Raw genomic sequence first — 11,978 nt, forward strand, 5'->3', positions numbered from 1 at the left:
ACGTTTGGTGACGATGGCGAAAGGGAACCACGCGTACCCATCTCGAACACGACCGTTAAGCCTTTCAGCGCCGATGGTACTTGGACCGCAGGGTCCTGGGAGAGTAGGACGTTGCCAAGCACGAAGGTAGCCTATTGCGTATGCAGTAGGCTTTTTTTGTTGTGCGGAGAATATAGTGTTGATGCAGGGTGATTGCGCAGAGCCGAGTCAGTGAGGATTTGGTTTAATGAGCTAAAGCTACGACGTTTGTAATGTGCATCGTAGTAACGAGCTAATGATTTAAGCTTGATTATCTCTATAGACTTTTAACCAGTATCTATTAATAAAAGTGTCTTGCTGAGGAAGTCATTGCAGTAATTCAGGAGAGTGTCTGAATCTGTTCGACGTATATTCGAAGATGAGGCAGCGGTAGTATAGGATGATTCAGACGCCGACCTTGAGGTTAGAACATGATGCTAATCAGTGTGTGTAGTCACGATGTTAAACAACCGGTGCGGAATGGCCGTTGCCAAGCACGAAGGAAGTCTATTGCGTATGCAGTAGGCTTTTTTGTTGTGCGGAGATGTAGTGTTGATGCAGGGTGATTGCGTAGAGCTCAGACGGTGAGGTTTAGAGTAATGAGCTAAAAAAGAATGTGTGTAATGTGCATTGCAGTAACAGGTTGCTGGTATAAGCTTGTTTGTATTTATAGACTTTTAATCAGATCTATCAATGAAAGCGAAATGCTGAGGTAGTCATTGCGGTAATTCAGGAGAGTGTCTGATCGACGTATATTCGATGATGAGGCAGCGGTAGTATAGGATGATTCAGACGCCGACCTTGAGGCCATAGCATGATGTTAATCAAGGAAGTGTAATCACGATATAAAACAACCGGTGCGGAATGGACGTTGCCAAGCACGAAGGAAGCCTATTGCGTATGCAGTAGGCTTTTTTGTTGTGCGGACATAGCATGTTAATTTGTAAAAATGTAATTGTTAAAATTAGAAGATGGTTTGCGATTCAAATTTACTCCATTTGAGTTTAAAGTACATGGAATTGTGATGTTACTTTAGTGGCTTTTTTGTTATAATAGGCTTGTTGTACATTTTTGTCGGTATTCAGTTAATCTGCCAACAGCAGCATGTAGCAATAGATTCTAGATTGGGAAGGAGTGGATTTAATGGATATGGATAAATTAATAGCTCGAATTAATGTTTTAGCTAAAAAAAATAAAACAGTAGGCTTGACTCCAGCTGAACAAGCAGAGCGTGCAGAGCTAAGAGCAAAATATCTAGCTACGTTTAAGTCTAATTTTAAGCAACAGCTTGATAGTATCAAATATGTTGAGGATGAACAGTCAGATACAAAGCCGTTGCATTAACGATAGTTATATTTGAGGAGGAGTTCATTTGTCACGTTCTTGGGAAAGAAAAGTTAAAAAGAATATGGATCAAATCAACAAACAGCGTAAAAAAGCTGGAGTTGGCAATCTCGTGCTCAACACGGAGAAAAAACATGAGCTGACCTTCAAAGGTAGAAATTACGTTTTACCTATCGTATTAATATTTTTTATTGGTATGTACAATATTATTAGCTTGATGAATCCGGAATTTGAGTTTTCTACGATGTACTGGTTGACAATTATCGCATATGTGGCGCTTGCTGCGTTATTTTTCTTCCGTAAACCATACCTAACCATTGGTAAGGATTATATTCAATCTCGTAGAATGATGGGGGACAAGCAGCTTTTCGCTGTAGCGATTAAGGAGATAAAGGTACAGGCCGGATATATATTCATCGTTCCGAGTCATGGAAGCAGCTGGGCTTTTAATCGTACCTTTAATCGCTTCCCAATCGATGAGATGTCTGTTGAGCTGAAGAAGTTTGCTGACAAATTCAACATTACTTGGACAGAAGGCTAAATTCAATCTAGGAGGAGAAACCATCGTGAAAAAAGCTGTAATGTTTGATCTTGATGATACGCTATTATGGGATGAGCGTAGTGTAAGGGAAGCGTTTCGTGCAACCTGTGACTATGCCGCAGAGAAAGCTGGAGTAGATCAGGATTTGCTAGAGGAAGCGGTAAGACGTGAAGCAAGAGAGATATATGAAGCGTTTGAAGCATTTCCATTTACGAAAATGATAGGTATTAATCCGTTCGAAGGACTTTGGGCTCGTTTTGCTGAAGGGAAGCAAGAGGAGTTCCGGAAGCTAGAGCAATTTGTGCCTAGCTATCGTTCGGATGCATGGACGAGAGGATTAGCTGCACTTGGAGTACACGATGAGCAGCTTGGTAAAGAGCTAGGAGAGATGTTCCCTGCAGAGCGTCGCAAGCGTCCACTCGTATACGAGGAAACCTTTGCGGTGCTGGATCAGCTTAAAGGAAAGTATAAGCTGTTGCTGCTTACGAATGGTTCGCCTGATCTGCAGCAAGAAAAGCTTGCAGGAGTACCTGAGCTTGCTACATATTTTGATCATATCATTATCTCGGGAGACTTTGGTAAAGGAAAGCCCGACGTTACGATCTTTGAATATGCGTTAAGTAAGCTAGAACTGTCTGCCGAACAATGTGTGATGGTCGGTGATAAGCTGACAACTGACATTCTTGGAGCGAATACAGCAGGAATTGATTCTGTATGGATTAATCGTCATGGCGTAGACCGCAATGATGACATTATTCCTACACATACGATCAAGAGCCTGCAAGAGCTGTTTAACATTATTGAACCCTAGCACTTATTGAATCGTTATTCATTGATCACTCATTAAAGCCTGAATGATAGGAAATCTCCTTCGTTCAGGCTTTTTCTTTTTTCTATGGGCCGCTAAATATAAGTAGTCTGAAACAAATCATCATCTTTTTTCGTTTAAATGATATGTCGACAATGCTTATACTAAAGGAGAAACGATGAGAACCGTTAAAAGAAAACAATCAAAACGTAAGAAGCTATTAAAATGGATCGGTGCACTTGCCGTACTGTGTATTGTTCTACTCACTGTTAATTTTGTAATGAATAAATCAATGAGCACAACAACATATCATATTACTCATGCGAAAATAAACGACTCGCTAGACGGTTTTACGATCGTACAGCTTAGCGATCTACACTCCATCCGCAATGAACGGACAGGAGAGTACATTACAAAAAAGGTGAGGAAGGAAGAGCCTCATATCATTGTGATTACTGGAGACTTGATCGATTATACGTACTACACTGACTTAAGAGACAAGCATATGCAAGAAGAGAAAGGTACTCAAGTCTTAGACTTGAAAACCGTTGAGTTTGTCGATGAGCTGACGGAAATTGCTCCAGTCTATTATGTGTTTGGCAATCATGAGCGAGTCTTCGATAACATGGACGAGCCCTTTCTAAAAGCATTAGTTGATAAGGGCGTTATTATATTAAATAATAAACAGACAACGATAACCTATAATGAGCAAACGATAAATGTAGTGGGCATCTCAGATCCGACAACGGCGTTTATGGAAGAACGCTTTGTAGGTCTCGGTGGTGGTGACAATATTATGAAGGCGATGCTAATGGGAGCTACAGAAACGATCGACAGCAATTTGTATACGGTGCTGTTGTCGCATCGCCCTGAGTATTATGAGATGTATACGCAATACGCGGTAGATCTAGTATTAACCGGTCACGCTCATGGGGGGCAAATTCGAATCCCATTCATGGGTGGTCTCTATGCGCCTAATCAAGGTTTTTTCCCAGAATATACGAGTGGGGAGTTTGAAAATGGCTCGATGAGTATGATTGTAAGTCGAGGAATTGGGAACTCAGCCTTCCCATTACGCGTATTCAATCCACCAGAAATTATAACGATAAAACTAACAGCCGAATAGCTTAATTGTTGTAGTAAAAAAGCGAATGATCACGATAATAGTGACATTCGCTTTATTAATATGGTTAAGTATTATTTCACGAAGCTAGGATCGTGGTGCGGATGAGCAATCCAGCCTTCTGTTTCAATAAATAGACGTACTGCAACGATTTTTTTGTTCTCCATCAATGTAAAGAAGTGAGGAGTGTGCTCTGGTACAGAGATAACGTCTCCTGCTTCAAGCTCGACATCGAAGTAGCCGATCTCATCATTGCCTTTAATAATGAAAATACCTTGACCTGCTGTAATGGCGCGAACTTCATCTTCAGTATGAGTATGAACGTTTTCGAATTTTGCAAGAAGCTCTTCAAGATTAGGTGTAGCTTCAGATAATGTGATGACATCCCAAGTTAGGTAGCCGCGACGACTAGCTAGATCGCGAATATCTGCATCGAATGTATCTAGAATTTCTTGTTTTTCTTCATCAGTAAGTACGAATTTTTCTTTTAGGTCCTCACGAAGCTTGCTCGTATCCCAGTGCTCATAGATAACTTCATATTGAGCAAGAAACTCTCTAACTGCTTGTTCACCCTTGATGCGTTCATTTGTGTTTCGAATTCTTATCTCTGCCATCTATTATTCCACCTTTTCCAATCGGAATTAAATTGTTATAGTAATACTATTATAATTCAAATTCTCATTCTTGTCGATTATAATCCTTTTAAGTTGTGTGAATATCTGATAAACTTTGAAATAGTGATTTTGGGAAGGGTGTATGATATTGGTAACCAGTAAGCTGCAAGAACAGCTAGAAAAGCGCATTCTTATTTTAGATGGTGCAATGGGTACGATGATTCAGCAGGAGAATTTATCGGAAGACGATTTTGGTGGAGCTGAATTGGATGGCTGTAACGAAATGCTCGTTCTTACGAGACCCGATGTTATCAAGCGCATTCATGAACAATATCTTGAAGCGGGCGCAGACATTATTGAAACGAATACGTTCGGCGCTACGAGTGTTGTTCTCGCTGAATATGATATTCCTGAAAAGGCAAGAGAGATTAATCTGGCTGCAGCTAAGCTAGCACGTGATGCAGCAGATAAGTTCAGTACGCCGGACAAGCCTCGATTCGTAGCAGGTGCTCTTGGTCCAACGACTAAGACATTGTCTGTAACTGGCGGTGTAACCTTTGATCAGCTAGTAGAAAGCTATTATGAGCAAACTGTAGCCTTAATCGAAGGCGGCGTTGATGTAATCTTGCTTGAAACCTCACAGGATACGCTAAATGTTAAAGCAGGCAGTATCGGTGTGCGTAATGCCTTTGAAGCAACCGGCAAAACATTGCCGATTATGATCTCAGGTACGATTGAGCCAATGGGAACGACGCTCGCGGGCCAAACCATTGATGCCTTTTATATTTCATTAGAGCATCTGAAGCCGATATCGGTAGGCTTGAACTGTGCAACGGGTCCAGAGTTTATGCGAGATCATATTCGTACATTGAGCGATATCGCACGAAGCAGCGTGTCTTGCTACCCGAACGCAGGGCTACCAGATGAAAATGGACATTATCACGAAAGTCCAGAATCATTGGCGAGAAAGCTCGCTGATTTCGCAGAAAATGGTTGGCTTAATATTGCAGGCGGATGCTGTGGAACAACACCAGAGCATATTCGCGCAATGGCTGAAACGATGGCACAATATAAGCCTCGCACTCAGCTAGGTGAGCATGCCGATGCTGTGTCAGGGATAGAGCCTGTATTTATCGAAGCAGACAACCGTCCGATTATGATCGGTGAGCGTACTAATATTTCTGGCTCGAGAAAGTTCAAACGCCTCATCAAAGAAGAAAAATATGATGAAGCATCTGAGATTGCTCGCTCACAGGTGAAAAACGGTGCGCATATTATAGATATCAATTTGCAGGATACAGAAATTGATGAAGCCTATGCGGTACAACAATTTTTACCGCAGGTAATGAAGAAAATTAAAGCTCCGATTATGATTGACTCAACGTACGATCATATTATTGAGCTTGGTCTAAAATATTCACAAGGTAAAGCCGTTATTAACTCTATTAATCTCGAAGATGGCGAAATAAAATTCGAAAAAATCGTGCCGCTTATTCATAAGTATGGGGCGGCTGTGGTCATGATTCTTATTGATGAGCGTGGACAGGCTGTATCGCGTGAAGCCAAGCTAGAAGTCGTTGATCGTGCATATGATCTTCTCGTTAATAAGTATGGCGTGAATGAAGAGGATATTATCTTTGACCCGAATATGTTCCCGATTGGATCAGGAGATCCGCAATACATTGGATCTGCCGTGGAAACATTGGAAGGCATTCGCATGATCAAGGAAAAATACCCTCGCACGAAGACGATTCTAGGCCTAAGTAATATATCATTCGGTTTACCTGATGCTGGCCGCGAGGTGCTGAATTCGGTTTATCTGTATCACGCGACGAAGGCGGGACTTGATTACGCCATTGTCAATACAGAGAAGCTGGAGCGTTATGCCTCTATACCAGCGGAGGAGAGAGAGCTGGCAGAGCAGCTGATCTATAATACGAATGATGATACATTAGCTAATTTTGTCGCTGCTTTCCGTAATAAAAAGGTCGAGAAAAAGGAAAAGCTTTCGAATCTGACGCTAGAGGAGCGTCTGGCATCCTATATCGTTGAAGGGACGAAGGAAGGTTTAATTGCCGACCTTGATCTAGCCCGTGAGAAATATACGCCGCTTGATATTATTAACGGACCGCTCATGAAGGGGATGGAAGAGGTCGGCCGATTGTTTAACAACAACGAGCTGATCGTAGCAGAAGTGCTGCAAAGCGCTGAGGTCATGAAGGCATCTGTTACTCATCTAGAGCAGTTTATGGAGAAAACAGAAACAGCAACCAAGGGTAAAATTATGCTGGCGACTGTTAAGGGCGACGTGCATGATATCGGTAAAAATCTCGTTGAGATTATTCTATCGAATAACGGCTACAAAATTATTAACCTCGGTATTAAGGTACCGCCAGATCGCATTATTGAAGCGTATCGTGAGGAGAAGGTTGATGCTATCGGTCTATCAGGACTTCTCGTTAAATCCGCCCAGCAAATGGTCTTAACCGCACAGGACTTGCGCAATGCAGGTATTGACGCGCCAATTCTTGTTGGCGGGGCAGCTTTAACTCGCAAATTTACAAGAACTAGAATATTACCTGAATACGATGGAATGGTTATCTACGCGAAGGATGCGATGGATGGCTTGGAGCTTGCGAATAAGCTCACAACTGCTACGCTGAGAACAGAGCTGGAGCAGGAAATTGCGGAGCAGCGTGCTAATCTTGCTAACGAAGCGGAGGAAAAGAAAAAGCTGCCTCCGATGACGAGAGCAGCGCGTTCGAGCATCTCACCAGATGCGCCGGTATTTATGCCACCAGATACAGAGCGCCATATTTTACGGAACATTCCACTAGGTCAAGTGCTACCGTACGTTAATATGCAAATGCTGCTTGGCCATCACCTAGGTGTCAAAGGTCAAGTCGACAAGCTGCTGGCTGCCGGAGACGAACGAACGGAGCAGCTGAAGGATATGGTTGATCAGATTTATCGTGAAGGAATGGCGGAAGGCTTCTTAGAGGCAAATGGGATGTATCGATTCTTCCCTGCTCAATCATCCGGCAACGATGTCATTATTTACGATCCGAATGATCATACGAAGGAAATTAAACGCTTCTCCTTCCCTAGACAGCAGGTGGAGCCGTTCCTTTGCTTAGCCGATTATCTAAAATCGGTGGACAGTGGTGTGATGGACTATGTTGGGTTCTTAGTTGTTACTGCTGGAAGCGGGATTCGTGAGCTGTCTAATCAATGGAAGGAAAAAGGAGATTATTTACGCTCTCATGCACTGCAAGCCTGCGCGCTCGAGACAGCAGAAGGCTTAGCTGAGAAGATTCACCATATGATGCGTGAGCAATGCGGCTATCCAGATCCGCCAGAGATGACGATGAAGCAGCGCTTTGGAGCAAGATATCAAGGGATTCGCGTATCGTTCGGCTATCCAGCTTGTCCGAATCTTGAGGATCAGGGTCCATTGTTCGAGCTGATGCAGCCAGAGGATATCGGAATAGAGCTGACAGAAGGCTTTATGATGGAGCCAGAGGCTTCAGTATCAGCCATGGTATTCGCACATCCAGAAGCACAATATTTCAATGTAGATAAAGCGTAATTCAGATGCTGTTGGTCAGAGGAGTTGTAGCTCCTTTGGTCAGCAGCATTTTTTTGCCATGACGTATTTCCATAATCCAGTATTGAACATCGAACATGCATTCGATACACTATAGAGAGGAAAAGAGAAGCGGTGTAAGAAAGAGGAGATTGAAAATGAATGAGTGGACGGGGAAAGCAAGGGATATGTCAGAGTGGCTTGAGAGCCTGAAGCAGCAGCGGGAAATTATGGACAATGTGACGGAGTGGAGAACGATTTCACCTCGAGATGCGGTCTATGCACCACTTCCTGAGGGGCTTCATCCAGAGCTTCTTAAAGCGCTGCATGCGAAAGGAATGGATCAGCTGTATAGTCATCAGGCAGCTGCTTTTTCTGCGGCGCAGAGTGGAGAGCATGTTGTCACTGTAACGCCTACCGCCTCGGGTAAGACACTCTGCTATAATCTGCCGGTGCTTCAGGAGATTGTTAGTCATCCAGAGTCGCGAGCGCTGTATATGTTCCCTACAAAGGCACTTGCACAGGACCAGGTTGCTGAGCTCCAGCAGTTTGCAGATTTAATGGATTGTGAGCTTAAAACACATACATATGACGGAGATACAGCTCCTAGCATACGTACTGCGATCCGTAACGCAGGTCATATTGTTGTAACAAACCCTGATATGCTGCATTCTGCTATTCTTCCACACCATACGAAGTGGGTAAAGCTTTTTGAAAATATAAAATATATCGTCATCGACGAGGTTCATGCGTACCGAGGTGTATTCGGCTCACACGTTGCGAATGTACTGCGTCGGCTACTAAGAATCTGTCAGTTTTACGGTTCGAACCCGCAGTTTTTATGCGCATCTGCAACGATTGATAATCCTGGTGAGCATGCATCAAGGTTAATTGGCAAGCCCGTTCATGTCGTAGACAACAACGGTGCACCAGCTGGAGAGAAGCACTTTATCTTTTACAATCCTCCAGTAGTCAATGCCCAGCTTGGCATTCGCAGAAGCAGCGTAATCGAGACGAAAAAGCTTGCCAGCTCATTAATTAAGCAAGGGCTGCAAACGATCGTATTTGCTCGAAGCCGAGTACGTGTTGAGCTGCTGCTTACTTATTTGCAGGAGCTGACGGAGCATAAAGTGAACGATCGCACGATTCGCGGCTATCGTGGAGGGTATCTGCCGAAGCTGCGCAGAGAGATTGAGCACGGTCTTCGTTCAGGTGAGATTAAAGCAGTTGTGAGCACGAATGCACTAGAGCTCGGTATAGATATCGGGCAGCTGCAGGCTTGTGTATTGAATGGATACCCTGGAACGATTGCGAGCACATGGCAGCAATCTGGGCGCGCCGGTAGACGCAACGAGATATCTGTTACTTTTCTTGTTGCGAGCAGTAGCCCGCTAGATCAATATATGATTCAAAATCCAGATTACTTTTTCAATCGACCGCCAGAGCAGGCTTTAATTGATCCAGATAATTTGCTTATATTAATCGACCATGTCAAGTGCGCGGCCTACGAGCTTCCGTTCAAGCAAGGGGAGCAGTTTGGTGCCGAGCGCTTAGAGGATATGATGGAGTTTTTAACCGAGGAGAAGGTGCTGCACCATGTAGGTGACACTTGGTATTGGATGGAGCAATCGTTCCCAGCGCACAATATTTCGCTGCGCACAGCAGCAGGAGAGAACTTTATCATTATCGATATTAGCAATCGTAATAAGGTTATAGGAGAAGTCGACCGCTTTAGCGCACCTACCCTAATTCATGAGGAAGCGATTTATATCCATGAGGGTGTACAGTATCAGGTAGAGATGCTGGATTATGAGGAGAAGAAGGCGTACGTGCGTGAGGTGGATGTCGATTATTATACGGATGCGAATCTAGCTGTAGAGCTTAAGGTGCTTCATATCGATAAGGAAAAAACTTTGGGTCATCTGGAGCAGTATTACGGAGAGGTAACGGTAAATGCGCAGCCAACGATCTTCAAAAAGATTCGCTTGCTCACTCATGAGAACATTGGTTCAGGTCCGATTCATCTGCCGGAGGAAGAGCTGCATACATCAAGCTACTGGTTTACGTTCTCTGACGAGCTAACCTCGAAGCTAACGAAGGATCAGATGCAATCAGCATTAATGGGGCTTGCCAATGTGCTTGGTAATGTGGCGCCGCTTTACTTAATGTGTGATCCCTTCGATATACGTGTCGTACCTCAGGTGAAGGCTGTTCACTCGGGGAAGCCAACGATATTTTTCTACGATCGTTATCCAGGTGGCATTGGGCTTAGCAAAAGGCTATATGAGCTGCATGAGACGCTGCTAGATAACGCCGAGCAGTTAATACAGCAATGCGGCTGTGTAAGCGGCTGTCCTGCGTGTGTCGGACCTATAGAAGAGGTAGGCATATGGGGCAAGCAAACAGCGCTGCAGCTTCTAAACAGTGAAGAACACATACAAATAAGTAAAGGGGAAGAGAGCGATGAGCATGCTGAGGGCGCGGCTAGAGCGTCTGAAAGGAATTAAGCCATCACAAGCTGGTGAGCAGATGGATATCCACAATACGGCTGCTGCAGAGAAGAAGTCGATAGCGCAAGAATTGGCTCTATATCAAGATGGCAGCTATACAGAAGGAAGCAGCCCTTACGCAGCTCAAGCAGGTATAAGCCAACCCTCGTTCCCTCCTGAAGCTAACCTATTGGAGTTAGATGCGAAGCTAGAATCAGCTTCGAAATTAACGAACTTGTTAAAGCTCGTGCCCCTTCATGATGAGGAGGCACATGCTCATAAATGGAATCAGCTGCATGTCCAGCTGGCACAAAACGAATTTGGTACGTTTCTTATGCGGACGCGTACCTATCGCCGTGATGAAGCAATTGGAATGCATCAGTTCGGTGAATGGCAGCAAGCTGGATTGCATCTCAATGCATTCTACCCTGAGCAGGAGGCAGAGCTTGAGCAGTTTTTGTTTTTAGATCTGGAAACTACAGGTCTAGGCAGCGGCACTGGCAATATTCCATTTATGGTTGGGCTCGCTTTTTGGGAGAACGAGCAATTTGTTGTGCAGCAAGCGTTAATCCGCCATCCTGCTGAGGAGAGAGCGATGCTAGCTTATTTACATCAATTAACGGCACATTTCTCCCATCTCGTTACTTATAATGGTAAGAGCTTTGATTGGCCGTTGCTTCATAGTAGATATATGTTGAACGGTATGCGAGAGACGATCTGGCAGCCACTGCATATTGATCTACTGCATCCTTCGCGAGCGATATGGCGGAACACACTAGAGTCATGTAAGCTCAGTCATATTGAAAAAATGCGTCTCGGTATTATAAGAGTGGATGATCTACCTGGATCAGAGGCGCCAGCACGCTACTTTAATTTTTTATCAAGTGGCGATCCGAGTGAGCTTGAAGATGTCTACAAGCATAATGAGATTGATATGATGTCTCTCGTTACGCTCGCTATCCGCTTCGGGCATTTATTAAGCAACGAGGATGTACGTACTATCGTTCAGCAGCCAAGCGAGCCAGAGGAGCTTGTTCGCACTGGCTTATGGCTAGAGAAAATGGGACGCTTCCTTTATTCGAAGCAGCTATTCCAATTAGCCGCACATATTCCACAGCAAAGCAGTCAGACGATTATGATGCTGGCGATGCGTGATAAAAAATACAATGAAATGCAGCGTGCACTAATGCTTTGGGAAAAAATCGTAATGACAAGCGGGGCATTTGCAAGTCGTACTCAGGTCGAAGCCGCAATTGAGCTATCGATGTACTATGAGCATAAAGCAAAGCAGCCACTTCAAGCACTACATTACGCTTCGCTTGCTTATGAGTTTCAGCTGCAGCTGCAAAGTGTATCGAGAAGAGAGACTAAGCAGAAGGAAAAAGAGCTTTCTGAGTTAAATAAACGAATAGAACGAATAAAAAAGAAGTGCAGACTGTCTGTATAGAATGTAAA

8 protein-coding genes and 1 rRNA gene are annotated in these 11,978 nt (G+C 44.0%); 8 read left to right on the plus strand and 1 reads right to left on the minus strand.

Going from position 1 to position 11,978, the window contains the following annotated elements:
• The first annotated feature begins 3 nt into the window (after window positions 1-3).
• From rrf to M3180_RS00025, 5 genes are all read left to right on the plus strand, one after another.
• A 5S ribosomal RNA gene (rrf, locus tag M3180_RS00005) occupies window positions 4-120 on the plus strand.
• Between the two features lie 1,041 nt (window positions 121-1,161).
• Entirely contained in the window at window positions 1,162-1,362 is a 201-nt protein-coding gene (locus tag M3180_RS00010; protein WP_251665171.1) for a DUF896 domain-containing protein, read from the plus strand.
• A 28-nt stretch (window positions 1,363-1,390) separates the two neighbouring features.
• Window positions 1,391-1,903, plus strand: a complete 513-nt coding sequence (locus M3180_RS00015) for a hypothetical protein (protein ID WP_251665172.1) — start codon at window positions 1,391-1,393, stop codon at window positions 1,901-1,903.
• Between the two features lie 22 nt (window positions 1,904-1,925).
• Window positions 1,926-2,714 carry an HAD family hydrolase gene (locus M3180_RS00020; protein WP_251666318.1) on the plus strand — a complete coding sequence of 263 codons (789 nt, stop codon included), beginning with the start codon at window positions 1,926-1,928 and terminating at the stop codon, window positions 2,712-2,714.
• A 175-nt stretch (window positions 2,715-2,889) separates the two neighbouring features.
• Window positions 2,890-3,837 carry a metallophosphoesterase gene (locus tag M3180_RS00025; RefSeq protein ID WP_251665173.1) on the plus strand — a complete coding sequence of 316 codons (948 nt, stop codon included), beginning with the start codon at window positions 2,890-2,892 and terminating at the stop codon, window positions 3,835-3,837.
• Window positions 3,838-3,908: 71 nt separating this feature from the next.
• Here M3180_RS00025 and M3180_RS00030 read toward each other — a convergent pair whose 3' ends face one another.
• Window positions 3,909-4,448: a 1,2-dihydroxy-3-keto-5-methylthiopentene dioxygenase gene (locus M3180_RS00030; protein ID WP_251665174.1), complete on the minus strand. Its 540-nt coding sequence runs from the start codon at window positions 4,446-4,448 to the stop codon at window positions 3,909-3,911.
• 142 nt (window positions 4,449-4,590) lie between these two features.
• Here M3180_RS00030 and metH point away from each other — a divergent pair, with 142 nt between their 5' ends.
• From metH to M3180_RS00045, 3 genes are all read left to right on the plus strand, one after another.
• On the plus strand, window positions 4,591-8,037 hold the full coding sequence (gene metH, locus M3180_RS00035) for a methionine synthase (protein WP_251665175.1): 3,447 nt from the start codon (window positions 4,591-4,593) through the stop codon (window positions 8,035-8,037).
• A gap of 155 nt (window positions 8,038-8,192) precedes the next feature.
• Window positions 8,193-10,541 (plus strand): DEAD/DEAH box helicase, encoded by a 2,349-nt coding sequence (locus tag M3180_RS00040; RefSeq protein WP_285855538.1) that lies wholly within the window; start codon window positions 8,193-8,195, stop codon window positions 10,539-10,541.
• Complete coding sequence (locus tag M3180_RS00045) at window positions 10,498-11,970, plus strand: ribonuclease H-like domain-containing protein (RefSeq protein WP_251665176.1); 1,473 nt, start codon at window positions 10,498-10,500, stop codon at window positions 11,968-11,970. The genes M3180_RS00040 and M3180_RS00045 overlap by 44 nt, the downstream gene beginning before the upstream one ends.
• Window positions 11,971-11,978: the final 8 nt, after the last annotated feature.

The sequence above is a fragment of the Paenibacillus camelliae genome, from assembly GCF_023715345.1.
GTDB lineage: Bacteria > Bacillota > Bacilli > Paenibacillales > Paenibacillaceae > Pristimantibacillus > Pristimantibacillus camelliae.

Coding starts and splice junctions, on each gene's coding strand:
- M3180_RS00010 (WP_251665171.1), top strand. CDS start 1,162: ATGGATATGGATAAATTAATAGCTCGAATTAATGTTTTAGCTAAAAAA.
- M3180_RS00025 (WP_251665173.1), top strand. CDS start 2,890: ATGAGAACCGTTAAAAGAAAACAATCAAAACGTAAGAAGCTATTAAAA.
- M3180_RS00030 (WP_251665174.1), bottom strand. CDS start 4,448: ATGGCAGAGATAAGAATTCGAAACACAAATGAACGCATCAAGGGTGAA.
- metH (WP_251665175.1), top strand. CDS start 4,591: ATGATATTGGTAACCAGTAAGCTGCAAGAACAGCTAGAAAAGCGCATT.
- M3180_RS00040 (WP_285855538.1), top strand. CDS start 8,193: ATGAATGAGTGGACGGGGAAAGCAAGGGATATGTCAGAGTGGCTTGAG.
- M3180_RS00045 (WP_251665176.1), top strand. CDS start 10,498: ATGAGCATGCTGAGGGCGCGGCTAGAGCGTCTGAAAGGAATTAAGCCA.